General features: G+C 67.1%; 24 protein-coding genes. 2 read left to right on the forward strand and 22 right to left on the reverse strand.

Going from position 1 to position 25,435, the window contains the following annotated elements; genetic code table 11:
• Position 1: 1 nt before the first annotated feature.
• The 6 genes from K7G19_RS16915 to K7G19_RS16940 form a co-directional block, all read right to left on the reverse strand.
• Positions 2-751: an electron transfer flavoprotein subunit beta/FixA family protein gene (locus K7G19_RS16915; protein ID WP_053821326.1), complete on the reverse strand. Its 750-nt coding sequence runs from the start codon at positions 749-751 to the stop codon at positions 2-4.
• Between the two features lie 266 nt (positions 752-1,017).
• Complete coding sequence (locus tag K7G19_RS16920) at positions 1,018-1,815, reverse strand: MetQ/NlpA family ABC transporter substrate-binding protein (protein WP_226108264.1); 798 nt, start codon at positions 1,813-1,815, stop codon at positions 1,018-1,020.
• Positions 1,816-1,916: 101 nt separating this feature from the next.
• Positions 1,917-2,570, reverse strand: a complete 654-nt coding sequence (locus K7G19_RS16925) for a methionine ABC transporter permease (protein ID WP_053821324.1) — start codon at positions 2,568-2,570, stop codon at positions 1,917-1,919.
• The gene (locus K7G19_RS16930; RefSeq protein ID WP_149317900.1) at positions 2,560-3,594 is read right to left on the reverse strand and encodes a methionine ABC transporter ATP-binding protein; all 1,035 of its coding nucleotides are present in this window, start codon (positions 3,592-3,594) and stop codon (positions 2,560-2,562) included. Before K7G19_RS16930 ends, K7G19_RS16925 begins: the two co-directional genes overlap by 11 nt.
• A 198-nt stretch (positions 3,595-3,792) precedes the next feature.
• Positions 3,793-4,599 carry an enoyl-CoA hydratase gene (locus K7G19_RS16935; RefSeq protein ID WP_226108265.1) on the reverse strand — a complete coding sequence of 269 codons (807 nt, stop codon included), beginning with the start codon at positions 4,597-4,599 and terminating at the stop codon, positions 3,793-3,795.
• Between the two features lie 133 nt (positions 4,600-4,732).
• Positions 4,733-5,656 carry a histone deacetylase family protein gene (locus K7G19_RS16940; protein WP_149317898.1) on the reverse strand — a complete coding sequence of 308 codons (924 nt, stop codon included), beginning with the start codon at positions 5,654-5,656 and terminating at the stop codon, positions 4,733-4,735.
• A 199-nt stretch (positions 5,657-5,855) separates the two neighbouring features.
• Here K7G19_RS16940 and mltB point away from each other — a divergent pair, with 199 nt between their 5' ends.
• On the forward strand, positions 5,856-6,968 hold the full coding sequence (gene mltB, locus K7G19_RS16945) for a lytic murein transglycosylase B (RefSeq protein WP_149317897.1): 1,113 nt from the start codon (positions 5,856-5,858) through the stop codon (positions 6,966-6,968).
• A gap of 148 nt (positions 6,969-7,116) precedes the next feature.
• Here the strand turns inward: mltB and cysM are convergent, their stop codons facing one another.
• The 11 genes from cysM to cmk all read right to left on the reverse strand — a co-directional run bounded on the left by cysM (position 7,117) and on the right by cmk (position 18,938).
• Positions 7,117-8,019: a cysteine synthase CysM gene (cysM, locus tag K7G19_RS16950; RefSeq protein WP_149317896.1), complete on the reverse strand. Its 903-nt coding sequence runs from the start codon at positions 8,017-8,019 to the stop codon at positions 7,117-7,119.
• Positions 8,020-8,175: 156 nt separating this feature from the next.
• The gene (locus K7G19_RS16955) at positions 8,176-9,474 is read right to left on the reverse strand and encodes a solute carrier family 23 protein (RefSeq protein ID WP_149317895.1); all 1,299 of its coding nucleotides are present in this window, start codon (positions 9,472-9,474) and stop codon (positions 8,176-8,178) included.
• Positions 9,475-9,829: 355 nt separating this feature from the next.
• Complete coding sequence (locus K7G19_RS16960) at positions 9,830-10,216, reverse strand: helix-hairpin-helix domain-containing protein (protein ID WP_149317894.1); 387 nt, start codon at positions 10,214-10,216, stop codon at positions 9,830-9,832.
• A gap of 253 nt (positions 10,217-10,469) precedes the next feature.
• Entirely contained in the window at positions 10,470-11,465 is a 996-nt protein-coding gene (rfaD, locus tag K7G19_RS16965) for an ADP-glyceromanno-heptose 6-epimerase (RefSeq protein ID WP_226108266.1), read from the reverse strand.
• Positions 11,466-11,493: 28 nt separating this feature from the next.
• Complete coding sequence (gene rfaE1, locus K7G19_RS16970; protein ID WP_149317892.1) at positions 11,494-12,444, reverse strand: D-glycero-beta-D-manno-heptose-7-phosphate kinase; 951 nt, start codon at positions 12,442-12,444, stop codon at positions 11,494-11,496.
• Positions 12,445-12,495: 51 nt separating this feature from the next.
• A complete protein-coding gene (locus K7G19_RS16975; RefSeq protein WP_226108267.1) occupies positions 12,496-13,869 on the reverse strand; it encodes a UDP-glucose/GDP-mannose dehydrogenase family protein in 1,374 nt (457 codons plus the stop codon).
• Positions 13,870-13,913: 44 nt separating this feature from the next.
• Complete coding sequence (gene lapB, locus K7G19_RS16980; protein WP_149317890.1) at positions 13,914-15,167, reverse strand: lipopolysaccharide assembly protein LapB; 1,254 nt, start codon at positions 15,165-15,167, stop codon at positions 13,914-13,916.
• Between the two features lie 3 nt (positions 15,168-15,170).
• Positions 15,171-15,494 carry a lipopolysaccharide assembly LapA domain-containing protein gene (locus tag K7G19_RS16985; RefSeq protein WP_149317889.1) on the reverse strand — a complete coding sequence of 108 codons (324 nt, stop codon included), beginning with the start codon at positions 15,492-15,494 and terminating at the stop codon, positions 15,171-15,173.
• A 334-nt stretch (positions 15,495-15,828) separates the two neighbouring features.
• Entirely contained in the window at positions 15,829-16,362 is a 534-nt protein-coding gene (locus K7G19_RS25115; RefSeq protein ID WP_149317888.1) for an integration host factor subunit beta, read from the reverse strand.
• Between the two features lie 39 nt (positions 16,363-16,401).
• The gene (rpsA, locus tag K7G19_RS16995) at positions 16,402-18,096 is read right to left on the reverse strand and encodes a 30S ribosomal protein S1 (RefSeq protein ID WP_149317887.1); all 1,695 of its coding nucleotides are present in this window, start codon (positions 18,094-18,096) and stop codon (positions 16,402-16,404) included.
• Positions 18,097-18,263: 167 nt separating this feature from the next.
• Positions 18,264-18,938 (reverse strand): (d)CMP kinase, encoded by a 675-nt coding sequence (gene cmk / locus K7G19_RS17000; RefSeq protein ID WP_149317886.1) that lies wholly within the window; start codon positions 18,936-18,938, stop codon positions 18,264-18,266.
• 117 nt (positions 18,939-19,055) lie between these two features.
• On the opposite strand from cmk, the gene K7G19_RS17005 reads away from it, so the two are divergent.
• Complete coding sequence (locus K7G19_RS17005) at positions 19,056-19,298, forward strand: DUF2061 domain-containing protein (RefSeq protein ID WP_149317885.1); 243 nt, start codon at positions 19,056-19,058, stop codon at positions 19,296-19,298.
• 53 nt (positions 19,299-19,351) lie between these two features.
• Here the strand turns inward: K7G19_RS17005 and aroA are convergent, their stop codons facing one another.
• From aroA to serC, 5 genes are all read right to left on the reverse strand, one after another.
• The gene (aroA, locus tag K7G19_RS17010; protein ID WP_149317884.1) at positions 19,352-20,656 is read right to left on the reverse strand and encodes a 3-phosphoshikimate 1-carboxyvinyltransferase; all 1,305 of its coding nucleotides are present in this window, start codon (positions 20,654-20,656) and stop codon (positions 19,352-19,354) included.
• Positions 20,657-20,728: 72 nt separating this feature from the next.
• A complete protein-coding gene (locus tag K7G19_RS17015; RefSeq protein ID WP_226108268.1) occupies positions 20,729-21,625 on the reverse strand; it encodes a prephenate dehydrogenase/arogenate dehydrogenase family protein in 897 nt (298 codons plus the stop codon).
• 139 nt (positions 21,626-21,764) lie between these two features.
• Positions 21,765-22,880, reverse strand: a complete 1,116-nt coding sequence (hisC, locus tag K7G19_RS17020) for a histidinol-phosphate transaminase (protein ID WP_150084152.1) — start codon at positions 22,878-22,880, stop codon at positions 21,765-21,767.
• A 94-nt stretch (positions 22,881-22,974) separates the two neighbouring features.
• Entirely contained in the window at positions 22,975-24,126 is a 1,152-nt protein-coding gene (gene pheA, locus K7G19_RS17025; RefSeq protein ID WP_149317881.1) for a prephenate dehydratase, read from the reverse strand.
• An 82-nt stretch (positions 24,127-24,208) separates the two neighbouring features.
• Positions 24,209-25,363: a 3-phosphoserine/phosphohydroxythreonine transaminase gene (gene serC / locus K7G19_RS17030; protein WP_226108269.1), complete on the reverse strand. Its 1,155-nt coding sequence runs from the start codon at positions 25,361-25,363 to the stop codon at positions 24,209-24,211.
• Between the last annotated feature and the right edge of the window lie 72 nt (positions 25,364-25,435).

The following is a 25,435-nucleotide window of genomic DNA, read 5'->3' on the forward strand; positions in this document are numbered from 1 at the left end:
CTTAGATGACCTTGGCTTCGTTCTTGAGCTTCTGCACCAGCGTCGCGACGTCCGGCACCATCACGCCCGCGCTGCGCTTGGGCGGCTCGACGACCTTCAGCGTCTGCAGACGCGGCGCCACGTCGACGCCCAGGTCTTCCGGCTTCACGGTTTCCAGCGGCTTCTTCTTGGCCTTCATGATGTTCGGCAGCGTGACGTAGCGCGGCTCGTTCAGGCGCAGGTCGGTGGTCACCACCGCCGGCAGCTTGACCGACAGCGTTTCCAGGCCGCCGTCGACTTCGCGGGTCACCGAGGCCTTGCCGTCGGCGATCACGACCTTCGAGGCGAAGGTCGCCTGCGGCAGGCCGGCCAGCGCGGCCACCATCTGGCCGGTCTGGTTGGAGTCGTCGTCGATGGCCTGCTTGCCCAGGATCACCAGCTGCGGCTGCTCCTTGTCGATCAGCGCCTTCAGCAGCTTGGCCACGGCCAGCGGCTGCAGGTCTTCGCTGCTCTCGACCAGGATGCCGCGGTCGGCGCCGATCGCCATCGCGGTGCGCAGCGTTTCCTGGCATTGCGCCACGCCGCAGGAGACCGCCACGACCTCGGTGGCCACGCCGGCTTCCTTCAAGCGGACCGCCTCTTCCACGGCGATCTCGTCGAACGGGTTCATGCTCATCTTCACGTTGGCCAGGTCGACGCCCGAGCCATCGGACTTCACACGGACCTTGACGTTGTAGTCAACCACGCGCTTGACTGCGACGAGTACTTTCATGCGCTCACTCCACTGATTGTCAGAAATTTGGTTCGCTCGCCATTATAACCACCGGGTCGGCGGCGCCCGGAATTTTCGAACGACCGTACTATTTTATAGGCAAAGAATTGCCGGGCATAGCCCGGCAGGCGATTTCGGTCGATGACTTCGCCGATCACTGAGCCGCTTGTTGACCGGTATTGTGCCGCAGAAAACCCTTCACGGCACAGACGTGACGGCCGGTTTCGAGGTTTTGTTCGATACCCGGCCGCACGTGCGGGGCCGGCTTACCAGGCCGTGATCACCGACTCCTTGAACGTCTTGGTGACGTAGTCCTTGATCTCCGGCGAGTGGTAGGCCTTGATCAGCTTGGCGACCCACGGCTTGTTCCTGTCGGCCTCGCGCACGGCGATCAGGTTGGCGTACGGACCCTTCGGACCTTCCATCGCGATCGCGTCCTTGGTCGGCGACAGGCCGGCCGATTCTGCGTAGTTGCCGTTGATCGCGGCGGCATCCAGGTCGTCCAGCGAGCGCGGCAGCTGCGCGGCGTCCAGTTCGACGATGCGGATCTTCTTCGGATTCGCGACGATGTCCAGCGGCGTGGCCTTCAGGCCGGCATCCGCACGCAGCTTGATCACGCCCTTGCTCTGCAGCAGCAGCAGGCCGCGGCCGCCGTTGGTCGGATCGTTGGGCACGCCGACGCGGGCGCCCTGCTTGAGCTGGTCCAGCGACTTGATCTTCTTCGAGTAGACGCCCATCGGGAACGTGACGGTGTAGCCGACGTTGGCGAACTTGTAGCCGCGGTCCTTCATCTGCGCCTCGAGATACGGCAGATGCTGATAGCTGTTGGCGTCGAGGTCGCCGGCAGCCAGCGCGGCGTTCGGCTGGATGTAGTCGCTGAACTCGACGACCTGGATATTGAGGCCATCCTTGGCGGCGACCTTCTTGACCTGTTCCATGATCTGGGCGTGCGGACCGCCGGTCACGCCGATCTTGATCGGCTTGTCCTGCGCCACCGCGGCGGTGGCGAGGCTGGCACCGAGCGCGGCGCCGATGATCCATTGCAGCAGGCTACGACGTTGCATGTCTGACTTCCTTTGCGATGCGTTCTGGGTTGAGTCTGGGATAAAGCAAAACGAAACGGGAAACGAAACGATACCGGCCGATGCCGATGCCGACGAGGCGCTCAGCGATGGCTGATCCGGCGGACCAGCCAGTCGCCGAAGCTCTGCACCGCCTGCACCAGCACGATCAGGATCAGCACCACCGCCACCATCACCTCGGTGATGTAGCGCTGGTAGCCATAGCGGATGCCGAGGTCGCCCAGGCCGCCGCCGCCGATCGCGCCGGCCATCGCCGAATAGCCGACCAGGCTGACGAAGGTGATGGTCAGGCCGGCAACGATGCCGGGCATGGCCTCGGGCAGCAGCACCTTCCAGACGATCTGGCCGGTGCTCGCGCCCATCGATTGCGCCGCCTCCACCAGGCCCTTGTCGACCTCGCGCAGCGCGCTCTCGACCAGCCGCGCGATAAACGGAATCGCCGCGATCGTCAGCGGCACCACGGCCGCCGCGGTGCCGATCGACGAGCCCGCCAGGAAACGGGTGAACGGAATCACCACCACCAGCAGGATGATGAACGGGATCGAGCGCACCGCGTTGACGACCACGCCGATCAGCCGGTTGAACAAGGGGTGCGCCAGCGGGCCGCCCCGGTCGGTCAGATGCAGCACCACGCCGAGCGGCACGCCAAGCAGCGCGCCGATGACGCCCGAGATGCCGACCATCACCAGGGTCTCGCCCAGCGAGGTCACAAACAGGTCGAACAGCTCAGACCACATGCTCGTATTCCTCCACCACCACGCCCTGCTCCTGCAGGAATGCCATTGCCGCCCGGACGTTCTCGGTCTCGCCGGTGGCCATGATGGCCAGCGAGCCGAAGGCCTGTCCCTGGATCTCGTCGATATGCCCGTGCAGGATGTTGAAATCCAGCCCGTAGCGGCGGATCGCCTGCGCCAGCACCGGCTGGTCGACGCCCTCGCCGGTGAACGCCAGACGGTAGACATGGTCGCGCCCGTTGCCGAGCCGGCTCTCGACGCGCTTGAGCACGCTTGGCGGCAGCTCCTGCGCGATCACGTCGCCGATCATCGCGCGCGTGACCGCGTGCTGCGGCCGCAGGAAGACATCGATGACCTGGCCCTGCTCGACCACGCAGCCGGCATCGAGCACCGCGACGCGATCGCAGACCTGCTTGATGACCTCCATCTGGTGCGTGATCATCACGATGGTCAGCCCCAGGTCGCGATTGATCTGCTTGAGCAGGTCGAGGATGGACCGCGTGGTTTCCGGGTCGAGCGCCGAGGTGGCCTCGTCCGACAGCAGCACCTTGGGCTTGCTGGCAAGGGCCCGAGCAATGCCGACGCGCTGCTTCTGGCCGCCGCTGATCTGCGCCGGATAACGGTCCTTCAGCGCCGACAGGCCCACCAGGTCCAGCAGCGGCAGCACCGTCGCGGCGATCTCGTCGCGGCTCTTGCCGGCGAGCTCCAGCGGCAGCGCCACGTTGTCATAGACGGTGCGCGAGGACAGCAGGTTGAAATGCTGGAAGATCATGCCGATGTCGCGGCGCGCCAGCCGCAGCGCGGACGAGTCCAGCGCGGTCAGATCCTGCCCGGCGACGATCACGCGGCCGGCGGTCGGACGGTTCAGCAGGTTGATGGCGCGCACCAGCGTACTTTTGCCGGCGCCGCTGCGGCCGATGATGCCGAAGATTTCGCCGGCCGCGATGGACAGGCTGACATCCCGCAAAGCGTGCACATCCCCGGTCGCACCGGGGAATCGCTGCGAGAGACCTTGCAGTTCGATCATGAGACAGAGCGAAAAGAAAACGGCAACAGCCGGGACGGGGTCTCCAGCGCTGCTGCCGCATTTATCGTTTTTGGATGTAACGGGCTATTTTAAGCGATCCGCTTCTTACCAGAAACGACTTTTTGCCGATGTCTTTAGACGAAAAGGGAATAAGGCCCCGTTTCCGAGTGCCGAGATGTCAACTCTGGATCCTCTGGATCAACCCGAACGCCAGGACGGCGGCCGCTTGTCGATGAATGCCTGCACGCCCTCCAGCGCCGATTCGTCCATCATGTTGCACGCCATGGTCTGCCCGGCAAGCTGATAGGCGGCCTCGACGCCCATTTCGAGCTGGCGGTAGAACAGCCCCTTGCCGGCCGCGATGGCTGCCGCCGGCTTGGCGCAGATGCTGGCGGCCAGCTTCGCCACCTCCCCATCCAGCTCGGCGGCCGGCACCACGCGATTGACCAGGCCGCGCGCCTGCGCCTCGTGGGCATCGATCATCTCGCCGGTCAGCAGCATCTCCATCGCGTGCTTGCGATGCAGATTGCGCGACAGCGCCACGCCGGGCGTCGAGCAGAAAAGGCCCAGGTTGACGCCCGACACTGCAAAGCGCGCGTCGTCGGCGGCTACCGCCAGGTCGCACATCGCCACCAGCTGGCAGCCGGCCGCGGTGGCGATGCCGTGCACGCGCGCGATCACCGGCTGCGGCATGCGCTGGATCGCCAGCATCATGCGGGTGCAGCGGTCGAACAGGCGGCGGTAGTAATCGTGCGAAGGCTGGGCGCGCATCTCGCGCAGATCGTGCCCGGCGCAGAAGGCGCGCCCCGCGCCGGCCAGCACCACGACCCGCACGGCGGGATCGGCGGCGATGCGGGTCAGCGCCTCGGTCACCGCGTCGATCAGCGCCTCCGACAACGCGTTGAAGGCGTCGGGACGTTGCAGCGTCAGGCGCAGCACGCCCGGGGCATCTTCGCTTTGCGCCAGCACCGCACTGGCGGCTTGGGCTTGTTCCGATTCGGCCATGATCGTCTCCTGGTCTGCTGTTGTCCTGCTGCGGTGGCGCTTGCTGGAATCCGACTTGTCGAAACCGGCTTGTCGAAACCGCCGTGTTCAAACCGGCTCGTTGAAAACCCGCCCATCGCTGGGCCGGCTCGCCCTAGCGCTCCAGCAGCACCTTCAGATGCGCCAGCACGCTGCGCCCCAGCGCGCTGAGGTTGTAGCCGCCTTCGAGGCAGCTGACGATGCGTCCCTGCGCGTGCAGCCGCGCCAGCGTCATCAGCTCGGCCGTGATCCACGCATAGTCCTGCTCGACCAGCCCCATCTGGCCGAGGTCGTCCTCGCGATGCGCGTCGAAGCCCGCCGAGATGAACAGCATCTGCGGGCGGAAGGCCTGCAGCCGCGGCATCCAGATGGTCTCGACCACCTCGCGCACCGCCATGCCGTTGGTATAGGCCGGCAGCGGAATATTGGCCATGTTGTTGGCCACGTGCTCGGTGCCGCTGTACGGGTAGAACGGATGCTGGAAGAAGCTGCACATCAGCACGCGCTCGTCGCCGCGAAATGCGGCCTCGGTGCCGTTGCCGTGATGGACATCGAAGTCAATGATCGCCACGCGTTCGAGCCCGTGCGCGTCGAGCGCATGGCGGGCGGCGATCGCGACGTTGTTGTAGAAGCAGAAGCCCATCGCGCGATCGGGCTCGGCGTGGTGGCCCGGCGGCCGCACGCAGCAGAAGGCGTTCTCCAGCTCGCCGGCGATCACCGCGTCGGTGGCCGCCACCGCGGCGCCCGCCGCATGCGTGGCCGCCGCCAGCGTATGCGCGTTCATTGCGGTATCGGGATCGATCGCATGGTAGCCGCTGGCGGGACTGGCTTCGTGCAGCCCGTCGACATAGCCGGGCAGATGCACGCGCTCGATCTGCTCGCGGCTGGCCGCGGGCGCCTCGCGGCGGTCCAGCAGGCCGTCGATGCCGTGCGAGATCAGATGGTCTTCGATGGCGGTCAGGCGTTCCGGGCACTCGGGATGGAACTGCCCCATCTCGTGCAGCAGGAATTCGGGATGCGTGTAGTAGCCGGTCGGCATGGGAATTCGGCGCGTTTATCGAGGCGTTGTTGGGCGCGTGGCGGGCACTTCGTCGAGTGCGCCGCTGTCTCCATTCCCGTACGTTAGCACAGCGGATGGCCCCGCAACGCGGCGGCCGCCCGCGGCGCCGGTCGTATCGTTCCGTGATGTTTTGCGCCGGATGCGTCCGCTATACTCGGTCCGACTTGCAAAGGACACCATGACCGAACACACGCGTACCCTGCGCCGCCCTCTGCTGGGCGCCGCGCTCTGCTCCGTGGCGCTTGGCCTGTGCGGCGCCACCCCTTCGCTGCTGGCGGCCGGCAAGCGCCGCGTCAGCTTCCAGGAAGAAGAAATCGATCCCGGCCGCTATCGCAACGGCAGCAACCCGCAGGCGGCCGCCTTCATCGACGAGATGGTCGCGAAACACGGCTTCTCGCGCGCGACCCTGAACGACTGGTTTGGACAGGCCGTCTATTCGGCCACGGTGGCGCGCCTGATCATGCCGCCGGCCACGCCGGGCCGCAAAAGCTGGCGCGCCTACCGCTCGCGCTTCATCGAGCCGATCCGCATCAACGCCGGCGTCCGCTTCTGGGAGCAGCACCGCGACACGCTGCGCCGCGCCGAGGCCGAGTTCGGCGTGCCGGCCTCGGTGATCGTCGGCATCATCGGCGTCGAGACGATCTACGGACGCGACATGGGCAGCTTCCGCGTGCTGGACTCGCTGTCGACGCTGGCCTTCGATTATCCCGATACGCCGAACCGCGCCAGCCGCTCGGCACTGTTCCGCGCGCAGCTGCAGGACTACCTGCTGTGGTGCCGCGAGACCCGTACCGATGTGTTCTCGGTGCTGGGCTCGTACGCCGGCGCGATCGGCATTCCGCAGTTCATGCCGACCAGCCTGCGCGAATACGCGACCGACTACGATCGCGATGGCCACATCGACCTGCGCAACAGCCCGGTGGACGCGATCGGCAGCGTCGGCCGCTTTCTGCAGCTGCACGGATGGGAGGCGGGCCGGCCGGTGGTGTGGCGGCTGGCGCAGGACGAAGGCAGCCGCGGCATCGCGGCGGCGGCGGCCGACGGCGAACCGTGGCCGACGCGCACGCTCAATCAGCTGACGCGCGCCGGGCTGCGGCTGGACGAGCCGATCGACGCGGCGCGCGAAGGCGAGACCGGGGTGCTGGTGGTGGACCTGCCGACGCCCGATGCGCCGACCGAGTACATGCTCGGATTGCGCAATTTCTATGTGCTGACGCGCTACAACCGCAGCTTCTTCTACGCGCTGGCGGTCTATCAGCTGGGCGAGGCCGTCAAGGCCGCGATGATGTAAGGACCGATCGGTCCGGCCGGCGCTGCTGTGGTTTCAGCAGGCAGCGCCGGCGTTCATCGGCTGGGGTTCATGACGCAGGTTCGTTGACCCGCGTTCATTGCCCCGGATGATTGCCCGGGATTCATGCCCCGGGTTCATTGACCCAGGTTCAGGCGGGGAAGACGCCGGTCGACAGATAGCGATCGCCGCGGTCGCAGACCACGAACACGATGGTCGCGTCGCGGACTTCTTCCGCGATCCGCAGCGCGACGCACAGCGCGCCGGCGGCCGAGATGCCGCAGAAGATGCCTTCCTCGCGCGCCATGCGGCGGGCCATGTGTTCGGCGTCGGCCTGGCTGACCGGCTCGGTGCGGTCGATGTAGCGCGCATCGTAGATCTTCGGCATATAGGCTTCCGGCCATTTGCGGATGCCCGGAATGCGCGAGCCTTCGGCCGGTTGCGCGCCGATGATCTGGATCGCCGGATTCTGTTCCTTCAGATAGCGCGACACGCCCGTGATCGTGCCGGTGGTGCCCATCGCCGAAACGAAATGCGTAACGCGGCCTTCGGTGTCGCGCCAGATCTCGGGACCGGTGGTCTCGTAGTGGGACTGCGGATTATCGGGATTGGCGAACTGGTCGAGGATGACGCCCTTGCCGTCGCGCTCCATCGAATCGGCCAGGTCGCGCGCGTATTCCATGCCGCCCTTGACCGGGGTCAGGATGATCTCGGCGCCGTAGGCCGCCATGCTCTGGCGGCGCTCCACGCTCAGGTCCTCCGGCATGATCAGCACCATCTTGTAGCCGCGGATCGCAGCTGCCATCGCCAGCGCGATGCCGGTATTGCCGGACGTCGCTTCGATCAGCGTGTCGCCGGGCTTGATGCGGCCGCGCGCTTCGGCACGCGCGATCATCGACAGCGCGGGCCGGTCCTTGACGGAGCCAGCCGGATTGTTGCCTTCGAGCTTGCCCAGAATCACATTGCCACGCTCGGCGTTGGCGGCTCCGGGAATACGCTGCAATTGCACCAGCGGCGTATTGCCGATGGTGTCTTCGATCGTCTTGTAGGCCATGATGGGGCGAGTCCAAATGTCGGCGCCCATTGTAATGCAGTCGTCATGACCCTGCCGCCGGCGGGGCGGCGGGCGGTGCAAGCACTGCCAGAACGGCGAAGGGCTGCGGCGCTGGGAGGCAGCGAGGCAGGATCGCCCGCCCCGCTGCCAGGTTCCTCAGACGCGCGTGCGGCCCTTGCCGAGCAGGTGGTACAGCAGGATCGCGCCGAAGGTGGCGGTGCCGATGCCGCCCAGCGTCATGCCGCCGAAGCGCAGCGTCAGGTCGCCGGCCGCGACCGTCAGCGTGGCGCCGACGGTGATCAGGTTGCGCGAATCGGAGAAGTCGACGCGGTTCTCGACCCAGATCCGGCCCGCGGTAGCGGCGATCAGGCCGAACACCACGATGGTCAGGCCGCCGATCACCGGGCCCGGAATGGTCAGGATCAGCGCACCGAACTTGGGCGAGAAGCCGAGCAGGATCGCCACCAGCGCGGCCACCACGAAGATCAGCGTCGAGTAGATCCGGGTCACCGCCATCACGCCCATATTCTCGGCATAGGTGGTCACACCGGTACCGCCGCCGGCGGCCGACAGCATCGTCGCGACGCCGTCGCCGATAAAGGCGCGGCCGATATACGGGTCCAGATTGCGGCCGGTCATCACGCCGATCGCCTTGATATGGCCCAGGTTCTCCGCCACCAGCACGATCGCCACCGGCGCGATCAGCAGCATCGCGTTCAGTTCGAACACCGGCGTGGTAAAGGCAGGCAGGCCGAACCAGCTGGCGCTGGCGACGCCGGAGAAGTCGATCGGCTTGCCCAGGCCGAAGGCGTTTGCGCACACCCAGTAGGCCAGATAGCCGATCAGCCCGCCGATCAGCACCGGCAGCCGGCCGATCATGCCGGGCGCGCGCACCGCCACCAGCCCGACGGCGACCACGGTCAGCAGGCCGATCCAGGTATCGAGCGCGGCGGCGCTGACCGCCTTGACCGCGACCGGCGCGAGATTCAGCCCGATCGCGGCGACGATGGCACCGGTCACCACCGGCGGCATCAGCCGTTCGACCCAGCCATAGCCGGCGGCCTGCACCACCAGGCCGATCACGGTGTAGAGCAGGCCGGCGGCGATGATGCCGCCGAGCGCCAGCGGAATATTCGGATTCGGGCCGCTGCCGGCATAGCCGGTGGCCGCGATCACGACGGCGATGAAGGCGAAGCTGGAACCGAGATAGCTGGGCACGCGGCCGCGCACGCACAGGAAGAAGATCAGCGTGCCGATGCCCGAGAACAGGATGGCGATGTTGGGATTGAAGCCCATCAGGATCGGCGCGATCGCGGTCGAGCCGAACATCGCCACCACGTGCTGGATGCCGGCCAGCACGGTCTGCCCGGTGGGCAGCCGCTCATCCGGCGCAATCACGCCCTCGGTCTTCAGTGTCCAGCGCGGCAGGAATCCCGCCTCGTCGCCATTCGCCATCGTTCAGCTCCCGTTCTGAGGTGGCCGCTGGCGCGCCGCGCCCGGCCGTTCTTGGTGATGTGTTGGTGATGTGTTGTGGCCGGCAGGGCTTGCCGCACGCCGCGGCGTGCGCCCCCGGTGGCTCCCGGACCGCGCATCGCGCGCCGCCAGCCCCTTCCCTCCCCATGGAGAGACGAACGAGGCGCCCTGCCGCAGCGCCCGCATCATACTCCCTGGCCCAGGGCCTGCGAAGCGCCACGGCGTCCGATCGGTGGCGCTGACCGGCCGCGTCGCGACATCGCCACGCCGCTGATGCGCTAGCACGAGCCATACCAGCACGGGCCGGCAGCATGGACTGAGGGCGCCGCCAGGCCGCTCAGTGCGCGGCCTTGTTCGTCTTGCCGGAACCCTTGCCGGCGGGCGAGACTGCCGCCGCCGTCGGCGCGGCGGCGGTCTGCTTGCCTCCCTTCGCCGCGGGCAGCGCCCCGCCCCGGCCGATGTTCAGCCCCTCGTTCTGCAGACGCACCACCGACTTCGGCCCCAGGCCCTTGACCCGCTCGGCCAGATCGTTGGCGTCCTTGAATGCGCCCTGCTTGCCGCGCTCCTCGACGATCCGGCGCGCCATCGCCGGTCCGATTCCCTTGACCGAGGTCAGCGCCGCCTCGTCGGCACTGTTGACGTCGACAGCGGCCAGCGCGCTGCCGGCCAGCGCCATCGACATGCCAAGACAGCACGCCAGCGCCAGCAAGGTTTGCTTGATCATGAACAGGCTCCTTCTCCGGTGACCGGAGTTCGGCTTCGTTGGCGATGCCCGGACGGGCATGCCGCCCCGCCGTCGCGACGGGGTAGGCCGAGAATAAGAGCGAGGGGAACAGTCGGCGCGCCGCGCAACAAATGTTGACGCGATTTGGCCGGAAAGCGCGGCGCCGGTTTGCGGCGATACGACAGGGAGGAAGCGGCCGCGGGGAGATCGGCGGCCGCGCGGGCTTCAGCGTGCGGGCTTCACTTGCCCAACTTCAGCCGCCGCGCTCGAGCAGCCAGCGGCAATAACGCGCCACGCCTTCCTCGACCGTATAGAACGGCGCGGTATAGCCGGCGCCGCGCAGGCGCGACACATCCGACTGCGTGAAGCACTGATACTTGCCGCGCAGCGCGTCGGGGAACTTGATGTATTCGATCAGCCCTTCCTGCTCCATCTCGTCCAGCGTCAGCGGCGGCTTGCCTTCGGCGCCGCGCAGCGTGTTGACCACGGTGGTCGCGATGTCGTTGAACGGCTGCGCGCGCCCGGTGCCGAGATTGAAGATGCCGGACTTCTCGGGATGGTCCAGGAAGAACAGGTTGACCTTGACCACGTCCTCGACCGAGACGAAGTCGCGGCTGTGCCCGCCGGGGCCATAGCCGCCGTATTCGCCGAACAGCTTGACGGTGCCGTCCGCGCGGAACTGGTTGAAGTTGTGGAAGGCCACCGACGCCATGCGGCCCTTGTGGCCCTCGCGCGGACCGTAGACGTTGAAGTAGCGAAAGCCCACGATCTGCGAGTGCGCATTCGGCAGCGTGCGCCGCACCAGCTGGTCGAACAGGAACTTCGAGTAGCCGTAGACGTTCAGCGGCTTCTCGTATTCGCGGTCTTCCTTGAAGGCTTGCGAGGCGCCGTAGGTGGCCGCCGACGAGGCATAGAGAAACTGCACGCCCTGCTCCAGGCACGCTTCCATCAGCGCCTTGGAGTAGCGGTAGTTGTTCTCCATCATGTAGCGGCCGTCGGTCTCCATCGTGTCCGAACAGGCGCCCTCATGGAAGATCGCGCGGACCTTGCCGAATTCGCCGCGCGCGAAGCGGTCCAGGAAGTCGGTCTTGTCCAGGTAGTCGGCGATCTCGCAATCGACCAGGTTATGGAACTTGTCGGCGCGGGTCAGGTTGTCGACCGCGATGACGTTGTTCTCGCCGCGCTCGTTCAGCCCCTTGACGAGGTTGCTGCCGACGAAACCGGCGGCGCCGGTGACGATGATGGTCATGGTGAATCCAGCAGTGATAGGAGGCGCGTCAGCCTTGCGCCGCGCCGAACAATTCGGGATAGCTGACCACGGCCGTGCCCAGCTTGCCGACCACGATGCCGCCGGCGCGATTGGCATGCTGCACCGCTTCCTTCAGCGGAATGCCGGCGCCCAGCATGGTGGCCAGCGTCGCGATCACGGTATCGCCGGCGCCCGACACGTCGTAGACCTCGCGCGCCTGCGCGGAGACGTGCAGCACTTCGGCCTCGGTGTACAGCGTCATGCCTTCCTCGGAACGCGTCAGCAGCAGCGCTTCCAGCTGCAGCGCGCGGCGCAGGTTCTGCGCGCGGATGGTCAGGTCGGCCTCGGTCTTCCAGGCGCCGACCACATGGCGCATCTCCGCGCGGTTCGGCGTGATCAGCGTGGCGCCGCGATAGCGCGAGTAGTCGTCGCCCTTGGGGTCGACCAGCACCATCTTGCCGGCGGCGCGGCCGCCTTCGACCATGCGCGACACATGGGTCAGGCCGCCCTTGCCGTAGTCGGACAGCACCAGCACCTGGTAGTCGCCGATCAGTGCCTGGAAACGGTCCTGCACCGACAGCAGCACCTCGTGCGCCGGAGGATTCTCGAAGTCCACGCGCAGCAGCTGCTGCTGGTGCGCGACCACGCGCAGCTTGATGGTGGTATTGACGCTGCGGTCGCGGTAGAGAAACGGCTGGACGTGTTCCGCGGTCAGCAGGTTCTCCAGCATGCTGCCGGGTTCGTCGTCGCCGACCACGCCGAGCATGCCGACCGACGCGCCCAGCGCGGCGGCGTTGCGCGCCACGTTGGCGGCGCCGCCCAGGCGTTCCTCGCTGCGCTTGACCTGCACCACCGGGACCGGGGCCTCGGGCGAAATCCGTTCGACATCGCCGAACCAGTAGCGGTCCAGCATCATGTCGCCCACCACCAGGATGCGCGATTGCTGGATCTGTTCGCGAGAGATCGGGTTCCTGTTCATGAGCTTCCTTTTGGCCGGCGCGCCGCTCGGCGGCCGCACCGGCATGTTGCGTCAGGCCGCCGCCGCGGGCCGGCCGATCGCGTGATATTCGATACCGGCCTCCTGCATCGCGGCCGGTTCATACAGATTGCGCCCGTCGAACACGACCGGCGTCTTCAGCCGCCGCCGGATCTGCGCGAAGTCCGGGCTGCGGAACACCTTCCATTCGGTGACGATCGCCAGCGCGTCGGCGCCGTCCAGCGTCTCCATCTGCGCGTCGCAGAAGGTCACGCGGTCGAAGCCGCCCTCGATCCCGGCCAGGTCCTGCGCCAGCGCGCGCCGCGCCTCCTGCATCGCGACCGGATCGTGCACCCGCAGCGACGCGCCGCGCGAGACCAGATCGCGCGCCAGCACCCGCGACGGCGCCTCGCGCATGTCGTCGGTATTCGGCTTGAACGCCAGGCCCCAGATCGCGAAGGTGCGCCCGCTCAGGTCCTCGCCGAAGCGCCGCACGACCTTGTCGCCGAGCACGCGCTTCTGCGCGTCGTTGACCGCCTCGACCGCCTCCAGCACGCGCATCGGCTTGCCGCTCGCTGCCGCCGTGCGCATCAGCGCCTGCACGTCCTTCGGAAAGCACGAACCGCCGTAGCCGGCACCGGCATAGAGGAAACTGTAGCCGATCCGCGGATCGGAGCCGATTCCCAGGCGCACCAGCTCGATATCGGCGCCGACCTCGTCGGCCAGGTTGGCCAACTCGTTCATGAACGAGATCCGCGTCGCCAGCATCGAGTTGGCCGCGTACTTGGTGAACTCGGCCGAGCGCACGTCCATGTAGAAGGTGCGCTCGTGATTGCGGTTGAACGGCGCGTACAGCGCCCGCATAATCGCCTTGGCATGGCGGCCGGCGGCGTCGTTGTTGCAGCCGAGCACGATGCGATCGGGGCGCATGAAGTCCTCGACCGCGGCGCCCTCCTTCAGGAATTCGGGATTGGAGACCACCGAGAACTGCAGGTCCTCGAGCCCGCGCTTGGCCAGTTCCTCGCGGATCGCCGCCGCCACGCGGTCGCCGGTGCCGACCGGCACGGTCGACTTGTCGACCACGATCTTGAAGCCCGTCATGTGCCGGCCGATATTGCGCGCGGCCGCCAGCACGTATTGCAGGTCGGCCGAGCCGTCCTCGTCGGGCGGCGTGCCGACCGCGATGAACTGCACGTCGGCATGGTCGACCGCGGCGGCGACGTCGGTGGAGAACACCAGCCGTCCGGCTTCGCGGTTGCGCTGGATCAGGTCCTTCAGGCCGGGCTCGTAGATCGGCACGCCGCCATCGTTGAGCAGCGCGATCTTCTCTTCATCGACGTCGAGGCAGAACACATCGTTACCCAGCTCGGCGAGACAGGCGCCGGTGACCAGGCCGACATAACCGCTGCCGATGATGGTGACTTTCATGAGGACGACTCCGTGAGACGGGGCGGATCAGGCTGGACGCGGACTCAGCCGAGCGCTTCGGTGCGCCGCGGCGCGTAGGATTCCCAGCGGTTGCAGCCGGGGCACTGCCAGTAGAACAGGCGGGCGCGGAAGCCGCACTCGCGGCAGGTGTAGCGCGCCAGGTTGCGGGTGCGCAGCTGCAGCAGGTCGCGGATCGCGGCGTCTTCCTGCGTGGTGGCATCGGCGGTGGTCGCATCGGCGTTGGCGTTGGCCGCGTCCGCGGCGGGCGCGCCATTGCCTTCGGCGACGTCCGCTGTCGCGGGCGCCGGCGCGGCCAGCGCGGCGCGCGCGTCGAAATAGCGGGTCAGCGCCTGCAGCGACGGCTGGCGGCGCAGCTGCTCGCGCATCAGCGCGGCGGCGGCCGCCGGGCCGGCCAGTTCCAGTTCGGTGCGATAGGCGGTATCGAGCAGTTCGGGGGCAAGACCCGTCTTCAGCAGCCCGCGCAGCCATTCGAGTGCCTTGCCCTGTTCGCCCAGGTCGCGATACGCCTTGACCACGCGATCGGCCACCAGCGGCAGGTAGCTGGCGTCCTGGCGCTCGATGCCGAGCCAGTGGCCCAGCGCCGCGCCAAGATCGCCCGACGCCATGGCGACGTCGCCCAGCAGGATCGGTGCGCGCACATTCTTCGGATTCTCGCGCAGCGCCTGCTCGAGCCAGCCGATCGCCTCGTCGGCTTGCTTGCGCTGCAGCGCGTCCTGCGCCAGCTCGCAGCAGAACTGCGCGATCTGCACGCTGTAGTCCTGCTGGGTCGCACTCTGCAGCTCGCGCGCGGCGTCGATCGCCTTGCGCCATTCCTTCTCGACCTCGTACAGCTCCAGCAGCACGCGCTTGGCCGATGCGGCATAGGGACCCGACATCAGCGCGCGCAGCGCGTCCTCGGCGCGGTCCAGCAGGCCGGCGCGCAGATAGTCCTGGCCCAGTTCGTACAGCGCATGCTCGCGCTCGGTGTCGGGCAGATCGGGACGCGTGGCCAGGTTCTGGTGCACGCGGATCGCGCGCTCGGTCTCGCCGCGGCGGCGGAACAGCGCGCCCAGCGCGAAATGCAGTTCGGTGGTTTCGGGATCGAGCCGCGCGACCTCGATGAAGGCATCGATGGCCTTGTCCGGCTGCTCGTTGAGCAGGAAGTTCAGGCCCTTGAAATATGAGCGCGGCAAGGCGCCCTGCTCGCTGATCGCCTGCCGCAGGTCGAGGCGGGCCGCCATCCAGCCGAGCCCGAATACGAGCGGAAGGGCGAGCAGCCACCAGGTTTCAAAATTCATTGCTTAGACTTTCGGGCCGATTACGTTGTAAGGCGCCACGGCCTTGGAAGTCGACGCGCCGGCGCCATCGTCGACCGGCGTGCGTGCATTGCCGACCGCACGGCGCAGCCGGGCGATCTCCAGCCGCTGGCGCATCAGGCTGGGCGCCACCGAGATCAGTGCGGCCAGCGCGCCGAGCACGAAGGCGGCGAGCAGGATCAGAATCAGGGGCGCGCGCCAGACCGCATCGAAGAACAGCTGCAGCGACACATCGGCGGTATTGCGCAGGGCGAGCACGAACAGCAGCGCGAACAGGACGATACGGATAATCCAGGCGACAAGTTTCATGCGATTGACGAGGTGTCTGCGGCGGCGTGGCGGCGAAATGGCGAAGAAGGCGAAGAAGCGTCCGTGCGCGCGCCGGCTGTCGATATCCGAATGGCCAGCCGGCCGCGGGCGGCGGTTCCCCGGCATTGTAGCGGAATCGATTGGCGCACACGGCGCGATCAGGCCTGGCGATGCGGGGCAATTTTCGGCGTCTCGTCGCGATACGGAAAGGTCACTCAGACCAGCCCGCCAGTGCCGCGGTTCCGTGCCTCGCCATGCGACGGGCATAAAAAAAGCGCTCCTTGCGGAGCGCTTTTCGATTTCCTCGCCGCTTCGTTGCCGAAGCCGCTGGAATTCAGGACTGCGCCAGATTCAGGCCGGAGCCTTCCTGCTGGACGCCGGTCATCGCGGTGCCTTGCGTCAACGAACCGGTCAACGAACCGGACAACGAACCGCGTTCGCCGCCCAGCGGGGCATGCCCATTGGCGGCGCCGCCGCCATTGCCGTTCAGCCCCAGCGCGGTGCCGTCGACACCGTTGCCATTGGCACCGTTGCCGCCGTTGCCGTTGACACCGTGATCGCCGTTACCGCTGCCGTTGCCGGCCGCCGGATTGCGATCGACCCGCTCGCGCAACTCCTTGCCCGCCTTGAAGTGCGGTACCCGTTTCTCGGGCACCAGCACCCGCTCGCCGGACTTGGGATTGCGCCCCACGCGCGGCGGCCGGCGATTCAGGCCGAAGCTGCCGAACCCGCGGATCTCGATGCGATGGCCATCGGCCAGCGCATCGGACATCGCGTCGAGGATCGTTTTCACCGAGATGTCCGCGTCCCGCAGCAGCAACTGCGGAAAGCGGGCAGCCAGCTTTTCGACGAGCTCGGACTTGGTCATGGCATCCGCGCGTGAGTTGGACGGTCGCGATGGACGCGATTACTGGTTGTCCTGGCCCAGCTTGGCCTTCAGCAGCGCGCCCAGGTTGGTCGTGCCAGCCGTGCCGGTGTCGGCCTGGAACTTCTGCAGGGCTTCCTGCTGCTCCGCCGAGTCCTTGGCCTTGATCGACACGTTGATGTTGCGCGACTTGCGATCGATGTTGACGATCACCGCCGTCACCTGCTCGCCTTCCTTCAGCACGTTGCGGGCATCCTCGACACGGTCGGCCGAGATTTCCGAGGCGCGCAGATAGCCTTCGACGTCGTCGGCCAGCTGGACCACGGCACCCTTCGGGTCGACGGTCTTGATCGTCGCGGTGACGATCGAGCCCTTGTCATTGGCCGAGATGAAGTTGTTGAACGGATCGCCCGACAGCTGCTTGATGCCCAGCGAGATGCGTTCCTTGTCGACATCGATGCCCAGCACCACGGCCTCGACTTCGTCGCCCTTCTTGTACTTGCGCACGGCCTCTTCGCCCGACTCTTGCCAGGACAGGTCCGACAGGTGCACCAGGCCGTCGATGCCGCCCGGCAGACCGATGAACACGCCGAAGTCGGTGATCGACTTGATCTGGCCGGTCAGCTTGTCGCCCTTCTTGTGGTTGCGGCTGAAGTCGTCCCACGGATTGGCCTTGCACTGCTTCATGCCCAGGCTGATACGACGCTTGTCTTCGTCGATATCCAGCACCATGACTTCGACTTCGTCGCCCAGCTGGACAACCTTGGACGGGGCCACGTTCTTGTTGGTCCAGTCCATTTCCGACACGTGCACCAGGCCTTCGATGCCGGCTTCGATCTCGACGAACGCGCCGTAGTCGGTCAGGTTGGTGACCTTGCCGAACAGGCGGGTGCCTTGCGGGTAGCGGCGCGAGATGCCGACCCACGGATCTTCGCCCAGCTGCTTGACGCCCAGCGAGACGCGGTTCTTCTCCTGGTCGAACTTGAGGATCTTGGCGGTGATTTCCTGGCCGACCGACAGCACTTCGCTCGGATGGCGAACGCGGCGCCATGCCAGGTCGGTGATGTGCAGCAGACCGTCGATGCCGCCCAGGTCGACGAACGCACCGTAGTCGGTGATGTTCTTGACGATGCCGTTGACGATGGCGCCTTCCTTCAGGGTTTCCATCAGCTTCTGGCGCTCTTCGCCCAGGGTCGCTTCCACCACGGCGCGGCGCGACAGCACCACGTTGTTGCGCTTGCGATCCAGCTTGATGACCTTGAATTCCAGGGTCTTGCCTTCGTACGGAGTGGTGTCCTTGATCGGACGGACATCGACCAGCGAACCCGGCAGGAACGCGCGGATGCCGTTGACCATCACGGTCAGGCCGCCCTTGACCTTGCCGGTCACGGTACCCGAGATGATTTCGCCGTCTTCCAGCGCCTTCTCGAGGTTCAGCCACGATGCCAGGCGCTTGGCCTTGTCGCGGGACAGGATGGTGTCGCCATAGCCGTTCTCGAGCGCGTCGATGGCCACGGAAACGTAGTCGCCGGCCTGCACTTCGAGTTCGCCCTGGTCGTTCAGGAACTCCTCCACCGGGACGAAGGCTTCAGACTTCAGGCCGGCGTTGACGACCACGAAATTGTGGTCGATGCGCACGACTTCGGCCGAAATCACCTCGCCAGCCTTCATATTGGAGCGGGCGACGGATTCCTCGAACAGTGCGGCAAAGGATTCGTTGTTTTGCAGGTCGGACATAAACGTAAGTTAGCAATCCGCAATACCGTGGCCGGCGCGACGATCACGCTCAGTCTGCCAGGGCAGCGGGGTCAGGTTGAACCATGCCGGCGGCCCGTTCCGCCTGCGGACGCGTTCGTTGTCGCGTTCGCTGCGGCCGGCTGCCGGCGCCCGAGGGCGCGGCGCGGTCACCCCTGGGTCAGCGGACCCAGTTCGGCGTGCCACGCCAGCACCTGCGCCACCGCCTGATCCACCGTCATGTCGGAGGTATCGAGCAGTCGCGCATCTTCCGCGGGACGAAGCGGTGCGGCGGCACGGGAACGGTCCCGCGCGTCGCGTGCTTCCAAATCACGCAAAAGGTTTTCGATACTAGCAGAAATTCCCTTATCAATCAATTGTTTATAGCGCCTGCGGGCGCGTGCCTCGACGCTTGCGGTCAGGAACACCTTCAGGCGCGCGTCCGGGAAGATCACGGTGCCCATGTCGCGCCCGTCGGCCACCAGGCCGGGCAGCTTGCGGAAGCCCCGCTGCAGTGCCGTCAACGCATCGCGGACCGGCTGATGGACCGCCAGCGCCGAAGCCCGGTTGCCGATCGCCTCGGCGCGGATGGCCAGGCTCACCTCTTCGCCCGACAGCCAGACCCGATCCGGACCGAACTTGACATCGAGGCGACCCGCCAGGTTTGCAAGGGCCGGCACGTCGGACGCGTCGATGCCGGCGCGTTCGCTGGCCAGCGCCACCAGACGGTACAGCGCCCCGCTGTCGAGCAGATGGAAGCCCAGCGCGTCGGCGACCTTGTGCGCCACGGTTCCCTTGCCGGAGGCCGTTGGCCCGTCGATGGTGACGACTTCAGCGATAGTCATTTCTTATCAAGACAAAAGCAACGATCAATTTCTCGATCTAATTGAGAACCATTATCATTCTTCCATCGGTAGGGAGCGTCGATCCGCGGCTCCCGCAAACCAACGAGGCAATCTACCATGGCAAAAACCCTGTCGTTCGGCATCATGCACCTCGGCATCGCGTTCAGCGTGACCTATGCGCTGACGGGCAGCATTGCCATCAGCGGCGCCGTCACCTTCATCGAACCGGCCGTCAACACGGTGGCCCACTACTTCTTCGACCGTTACTGGGAGCAGCGCGAACGGCGCAAGGCAGCACAGGCGGACGCGCCGGCCGATGCCGGGCGTGACAGCGGGATGGCGATGGCGCCGGCGCAATAGGCCCGCCTGGGCCGCGCCAGCCGGCCCGGCGACCCGACCGCCCTGACCAGGATTCAGCGGACCACCTGGCCAAACACGTCGAAATAATCGGGAAACGTCTTCGCCACGCAGCGCGGATCGTTGATGCGGATCGGCAAGGGCCCGAAGGTCGCCAGCGAGAAGCACATCGCCATCCGGTGGTCGTCATAGGTGTCGATGCCGTCGGCGGGCGTGCGCCACTGCGCCGGCGGCGCGATGCGCAGATAGTCCTGGCCGGCCTCGATGTCGGCGCCGAGCTTGCGCAGCTCGGCCGCCATCGCGTCGATGCGATCGGTCTCCTTGACGCGCCAGCTGCCGATATTGGTCAGCGTGGTGGGACCGTCGGCGAACAGCGCCGCCACCGCCAGCGTCATCGCCGCATCGGGAATATGGTTGCAGTCCAGCGCGATGCCCGTCAGCCGGCCGTCGTCGCGGTCCACGCCGCGCACCTCGATCCAGTTGGCGCCGGCCATCACGTTGGCGCCCATCCGGTTCAGCGCATCGGCGAACTGCACGTCGCCCTGGATGCTTGCCAGCCCCACCCCTTCGACCCGCACCGGACCGCCGCCGATGGCGCCGGCGGCCAGGAAGTACGAGGCCGACGACGCGTCGCCCTCGACGAAGATTTCACCGGGGGAGCGGTAACGCGCCCGCGCCGGCAGCACGAAGCGCGACCAGCCGTCGCGCTTGACCTCGATGCCGAAGCGCGCCAGCAGATTCAGCGTGATCTCGATATAGGGCTTCGAGATCAGCTCGCCCACCACCTCGATTTCGATGCGGCCGCCCGGCGCGTCGGCCAGCGGCAACGCCATCAGCAGCGCGGTCAGGAACTGGCTGGACACATCGCCGCGCACGCGGATCGGCCCGTCGATACGGATCTGGGACGGCTGCAGGTGCAACGGCGGATAGCCCTCGTTGCCGAGGTAGTCGATGCGCGCGCCAACCTGGCGCAGGCCGTCGACCAGATCGCCGATCGGCCGCTCGTGCATGCGCGGCACGCCCGACAACCGATAGTCGCCGCCCTGCAGCGCCAGCGCCGCGGTCAGCGGGCGGATCGCGGTGCCGGCATTGCCCATGAACAGCTCGGCCGCCTTGACCGGAAACTTGCCGCCGACGCCGGTGACCAGATGATCGTCGCCGTCCTTGCGCCATGCCACGCCCAGCGTCTTCAACGCGCCAAGCATCACGCGCGTGTCGTCGGAATCGAGCAGGTCGCGCACCCGGGTCTCGCCCTCGCTGAGCGCGGCCAGCAGCAGCACGCGGTTGGAGATGCTCTTCGAGCCGGGAAGGCGAACCGTGCCGGCGGCACGGGTGAAGGGGCCAAGCGTCAGATGTTCCATGGTCGGGCTACGGTCGGGACGGCATACGAAGGGCAACAAGGCAGCGCGGGTTGGCGGCAGGATCGGCCGACATCACGGCTCGACGTCCGCCGCGGCGGCGCGCTCGGCGCCCCACTGCAGCCGGGCCTGGCTGGCGCGGGCGAACACGCGTTCGAGCGCGTCGCCATTGCCGGCCTCGATCTGCGCCTTCAGATGGGCCAGCACCGACTGATAGGTATTGAGTTCGCGCAGCAGCGCCTCGCGATTGGCCAGGCAGATGTCGCGCCACATCTCGGGCGACGACGCGGCGATCCGCGTGAAGTCGCGAAAGCCGCCGCCAGCACAGGCAAGCTTGAGCGCCGCGTCCTCGGCATTGGCGACCTGCGCGACCAGCGCATAGGACAGCAGATGCGGCAGGTGGCTGACCGCCGCGAACACCGCGTCGTGCTGCACGGCGGACATGATCTCGCAGACACCGCCGGCGGTCTCCCACATCGCGCGCACCGCCGCGACATCGGCCCGGCTGTTCTCCTGCAGCGGGCACAGCACGACCTTCTTGCCGTCGTAGAGATCGTCGAGGGCGGCCTCGACGCCGTTGAGCTCGCGTCCCGCGATCGGATGGGCCGGCACGAACTGCGCGACCTTGTCGCCGAGCGCGGTCTTGGCCGCCATGATCACGTCGGACTTGGTGCTGCCCGCGTCGGTGACGATGGTGCCGGGCTGCAGATGGGGCTCGAGCGCATGCAGCAGCGCGAAGGTCTGCGCCACCGGCGCGCACAGCACGATCATGCTGGCGCCCTGCGCGGCATCTTCGAGCGAGGCGGCGCGGTCGATCACGCCAAGCGCCAGCGCGCGTTCCAGCGAGGCGGGAGAACGGCCGACGCCGACCACTTCGCCGACGACACCGGCACGTTTCAGGGCTCGGGCCAGGGAACCGCCGATCAGGCCGACGCCGACGATCACGACACGGGAAAAATGCAGGGCACTCACGACAGTACGCCGAGATCGGCGGCGGAAAGGAGGAAAACCGGCATTGTAGCCGGTCGCTGCGCGCAGGCGGGCGCCGGTGGTGCCGATATGGCAGACAGGGCGCCAGCGGCGCCCTGTCGGGAGTTGGACCGCGGCGCCCCTACTGCAGCGCGCGTTCCAGCGCTGCGATAAAGGCCGCGTTCTCCTGCGGCAGCCCGATCGTCACGCGCAACCACTGCGGCAGCCCATAGCTGCCGACCGGCCGCACGATCACGCCCTGCTTGAGCAGCGCCAGATTGACACGCGCGCCCGCCTCATTGTCGTCGCCGACACGGACCAGCACGAAGTTGCCGTACGAAGGCACATATTCGAGGCCGAGCCGATCGAATGCCGCCACCAGCTGCGCCTTGCCCTCGCGATTGAGCGTCGCACTCTTGCGCAGGAAGGCCTCGTCGCCGAGCGCGGCCACCGCGGCCGCCTGCGCCAGGCTGTTGACGTTGAACGGCTGGCGGATGCGGTTCAGCAGATCGGTCAGCGCAGGCTGCGCGACCGCATAGCCGACCCGCAGCCCGGCCAGGCCATAGGCCTTCGAGAACGTGCGCGAGACCATCAGGTTCGGATACCTGCGCACCCACTGCACCGACTCGTACTGGTCCTCGGGGTCCAGGTACTCGTTGTAGGCCTCGTCGAGCACCACCACCACGTCGGCCGGCACCTTCGCCAGGAAGGCTTCGATCTGCGGGGCCGGCAGGAAGGTTCCGGTCGGATTGTTCGGGTTGGCGATGAAGACCAGGCGGGTATCGGGCGCGATCGCCGCCGCCATCGCGCCGAGATCGTGGCCATAGTCGCGCGCCGGCACCTCGATCGCACGGGCGCCGATTTCCTGCGTCGCCAGCGCGTAGACCGCGAACGAGTACTGCGCGTAGACGATCGATTCGCCCGGCTTGACCAGCGCATGCGCGGCCAGCTCGAGGATGTCGTTGCTGCCGTTGCCCAGGGTCAGCCAGTCGGCCGGCACGTCGTAGCGGGCCGACAGCGCGGCCTTCAGCTCGAAGCCGTTGGAATCGGGATAGCGGCCCAGCTCGGCCACCGCGGCCGCCATCGCGGCCTTGGCCGACTCCGGCATGCCGAGCGGGTTCTCGTTGGAGGCCAGCTTGACGATGGTTGCCTCGTCGAGGCCGAATTCGCGCGCGACCTCGGCGATCGGCCGGCCCGCGACGTAAGGGGAAATCGCCCGCACATATTCCGGACCGAACTGCCTGCCCTGCTCTGCCATATCGACTCCTGATTGCCTTGCCTCGGCCCGCCGCGGGCCCGGTGTTCCACCTTGGGTTGTTCTGTCCGCAGTGCGCTGCCTGCCTGCGTGCGTGCTACTTGCTGGACGGATACGAGCCCAGCACCTTGAAGTACGCCGCGTTGGCGCGCAGCTGCTGCAGCGCGCGCTCGACCGCGGCATCGCGCTGGTGGCCCTCGATATCGACGTAGAAGTAGTACTCCCAGGCCCCGCTGCGCGCCGGCCGCGATTCGAAGCGGCACATCGACACGCCGTTGTCGGCCAGCGGCGCCAGCAGCTGGTAGACCGCGCCGGCCTTGTTCGGCACCGACAGGATCAGCGAGGTCTGGTCGCTGCCCGACGGCTCGGTCTCGTAGCGGCCGATCACCGCGAAGCGCGTGCGATTGTGCGGATCGTCCTGGATATGCGAGCGGATGATGTGCAGGTGATAGCGATTGGCCGCGGTCTCGGCTGCGATCGCCGCCACCGTCGGGTCCTCGCTGGCCATGCGGGCCGCCTCGCCGTTGCTCGACACCGCCTGCCGCTCCAGATGCGGATAGTTGGCCGTCAGCCAGTGCTGGCACTGCGCCAGCGCCTGCGGATGGGCGCGCACCACGGTCACGCCTTTCATGTCGGGCGACGACGCCATCAGGTTGTGATGGACCTTGAGCGCGATCTCGCCGCTGATCTTCAGCGAGGTCTGCAGGAACAGATCGAGCGTGCGCGACACCGCGCCCTCGGTCGAATTCTCGACCGGCACCACGCCGTACTCGACGGTGCCGGCCTCGACCGCCCGGAATACCTCGTCGATGCTCGGGCACGGCACGCCGGCGACCTCGTGGCCGAAGTGGGCGTACAGCGCCTGCTCGGAGAAGGTGCCGGCCGGGCCGAGGAAGGCGACTTCCAGCGGCTTCTCCAGGCCGCGGCAGGCGGACATCACCTCGCGCCAGATCGCCGCGACGCTGTCGCCGCGCAGCGGCCCGGGGTTGTTGCCCTGGACCTTGCGAATGACCTGCAGCTCGCGCTCCGGCCGGAACACCGGCGCGCCGAACTTCTTCTTCACTTCGCCGACGTCCAGCGCCAGCTGCGCGCGGCGGTTCAGCATCGCCAGCAGCTCGCGATCGACGGCGTCGATCTGCTCGCGCAGCGGCGCCAGTTCCACGGACAGCGCGCGCTCCTGCTCCTCGGTCGGCATGGCAGGCTGCTGGCCCTGGGCAGCGGCCGCAGCGTTTTTATCTTGGTTCGTCATGATGGAAATCCCGATTCGCCATCGATCGGCAGGCCACGCCCACGCAGGACCGTCTCGCCGCCGATGGCGCAATGGCCGCCGCTCAGGCGGCGCTGCGCTCGAACTCGCGCATATAGTCGATCAGCGCGGTGACACCCTCCAGCGGCATCGCGTTATACAGGCTGGCGCGCATGCCGCCCACCGACTTGTGGCCCTTGAGCTGGACCAGCCCGTTGGCGCGCGCGCCGGCCAGGAAGGCCTCGTTGCGGGACTCGTCGGCCAGGAAGAACGGCACATTCATGCGCGAACGGCAGCTCGGATCGATCTCGTTGCGATAGAAGGCGCTCTGGTCGAGGAAGTCGTAGAGCGCGCGCGCCTTGGCGATATTGCGCTGCTCGATGCCGTCCACGCCGCCCTGCCGCTTCAGCCATTTGAACACCAGCCCGGCGATATAGATCGCGTAGGTCGGCGGCGTGTTGTACATCGAATTGTTGTCGTTGACGATGCGCCAGTTGAACGCCGACGGGCACAGCGGATGCGCGTGGCCGAGCAGGTCCTCGCGCACGATCACGATGGTGACGCCGGCGGGGCCGATATTCTTCTGCGCGCCGCCATAGACCACCTGCACGCGCGACCAGTCGATCGGCCGCGACAGGATATGGCTCGACGCGTCGGCGACCACCACGCGGCCGTGGTTCTGGCCGATATCGGGCACTTCCTGGAATTCGACGCCGACGACGGTCTCGTTGGTGCACAGGTGCACGTAGGCGGCATCGTCGGACAGCTGCCAGCTCGCCGGATCGGGGATGCGCGCGAAGCGCTGGTCCACGCTGCTGGCGGCGATATGGCTGGCGCCGTAGCGGCGGGTTTCCTGCTCGGTCTTGACCGACCAGGTGCCCGTCACGATGAAATCGGCCTTGGGCCGCTCGGGGTTCAGGCGTCCGATCAGGTTCAGCGGGACGATGGCGTTCTCGCCGATGGCCCCGCCCTGCAGGAACAGGATGCGGAATTCCTTGGGGACGCGCAGCAGCTCGCGCAGATCGGCCAGCGCCTCGTTGTGGATCCCCTCGAACTCCTTGCTGCGGTGGCTCATCTCCATCACCGAGATGCCGGTGCCGTGCCAGGAGAGCATTTCTTCGGCTGCCTGCTGGAGCACCTCGGCCGGCAGCGTCGCGGGGCCCGGGGAGAAGTTGTAGACACGTTCGGCCATGGCGCGCTGCATCATGGCGGCAAGGGCGGGATTCTGGGGATCGTTCATGAACGGAAAGAAAAATGGCTGCTTGGGATAGCCCAAGCAGCCATTATTACCTAAAGACGCATTTCGTTGGCG

It is taken from the genome of Cupriavidus sp. DB3 (genome assembly GCF_020418465.1).
Classification (GTDB): domain Bacteria; phylum Pseudomonadota; class Gammaproteobacteria; order Burkholderiales; family Burkholderiaceae; genus Cupriavidus; species Cupriavidus cauae.

Excerpts from the sequence above, each read along its gene's own strand:
- K7G19_RS16915 (WP_053821326.1), bottom strand. The coding sequence starts at position 751 with ATGAAAGTACTCGTCGCAGTCAAGCGCGTGGTTGACTACAACGTCAAG.
- K7G19_RS16920 (WP_226108264.1), bottom strand. The coding sequence starts at position 1,815 with ATGCAACGTCGTAGCCTGCTGCAATGGATCATCGGCGCCGCGCTCGGT.
- K7G19_RS16925 (WP_053821324.1), bottom strand. The coding sequence starts at position 2,570 with ATGTGGTCTGAGCTGTTCGACCTGTTTGTGACCTCGCTGGGCGAGACC.
- K7G19_RS16930 (WP_149317900.1), bottom strand. The coding sequence starts at position 3,594 with ATGATCGAACTGCAAGGTCTCTCGCAGCGATTCCCCGGTGCGACCGGG.
- K7G19_RS16935 (WP_226108265.1), bottom strand. The coding sequence starts at position 4,599 with ATGGCCGAATCGGAACAAGCCCAAGCCGCCAGTGCGGTGCTGGCGCAA.
- K7G19_RS16940 (WP_149317898.1), bottom strand. The coding sequence starts at position 5,656 with ATGCCGACCGGCTACTACACGCATCCCGAATTCCTGCTGCACGAGATG.
- mltB (WP_149317897.1), top strand. The coding sequence starts at position 5,856 with ATGACCGAACACACGCGTACCCTGCGCCGCCCTCTGCTGGGCGCCGCG.
- cysM (WP_149317896.1), bottom strand. The coding sequence starts at position 8,019 with ATGGCCTACAAGACGATCGAAGACACCATCGGCAATACGCCGCTGGTG.
- K7G19_RS16955 (WP_149317895.1), bottom strand. The coding sequence starts at position 9,474 with ATGGCGAATGGCGACGAGGCGGGATTCCTGCCGCGCTGGACACTGAAG.
- K7G19_RS16960 (WP_149317894.1), bottom strand. The coding sequence starts at position 10,216 with ATGATCAAGCAAACCTTGCTGGCGCTGGCGTGCTGTCTTGGCATGTCG.
- rfaD (WP_226108266.1), bottom strand. The coding sequence starts at position 11,465 with ATGACCATCATCGTCACCGGCGCCGCCGGTTTCGTCGGCAGCAACCTC.
- rfaE1 (WP_149317892.1), bottom strand. The coding sequence starts at position 12,444 with ATGAACAGGAACCCGATCTCTCGCGAACAGATCCAGCAATCGCGCATC.
- K7G19_RS16975 (WP_226108267.1), bottom strand. The coding sequence starts at position 13,869 with ATGAAAGTCACCATCATCGGCAGCGGTTATGTCGGCCTGGTCACCGGC.
- lapB (WP_149317890.1), bottom strand. The coding sequence starts at position 15,167 with ATGAATTTTGAAACCTGGTGGCTGCTCGCCCTTCCGCTCGTATTCGGG.
- K7G19_RS16985 (WP_149317889.1), bottom strand. The coding sequence starts at position 15,494 with ATGAAACTTGTCGCCTGGATTATCCGTATCGTCCTGTTCGCGCTGCTG.
- K7G19_RS25115 (WP_149317888.1), bottom strand. The coding sequence starts at position 16,362 with ATGACCAAGTCCGAGCTCGTCGAAAAGCTGGCTGCCCGCTTTCCGCAG.
- rpsA (WP_149317887.1), bottom strand. The coding sequence starts at position 18,096 with ATGTCCGACCTGCAAAACAACGAATCCTTTGCCGCACTGTTCGAGGAA.
- cmk (WP_149317886.1), bottom strand. The coding sequence starts at position 18,938 with ATGACTATCGCTGAAGTCGTCACCATCGACGGGCCAACGGCCTCCGGC.
- K7G19_RS17005 (WP_149317885.1), top strand. The coding sequence starts at position 19,056 with ATGGCAAAAACCCTGTCGTTCGGCATCATGCACCTCGGCATCGCGTTC.
- aroA (WP_149317884.1), bottom strand. The coding sequence starts at position 20,656 with ATGGAACATCTGACGCTTGGCCCCTTCACCCGTGCCGCCGGCACGGTT.
- hisC (WP_150084152.1), bottom strand. The coding sequence starts at position 22,880 with ATGGCAGAGCAGGGCAGGCAGTTCGGTCCGGAATATGTGCGGGCGATT.
- pheA (WP_149317881.1), bottom strand. The coding sequence starts at position 24,126 with ATGACGAACCAAGATAAAAACGCTGCGGCCGCTGCCCAGGGCCAGCAG.
- serC (WP_226108269.1), bottom strand. The coding sequence starts at position 25,363 with ATGAACGATCCCCAGAATCCCGCCCTTGCCGCCATGATGCAGCGCGCC.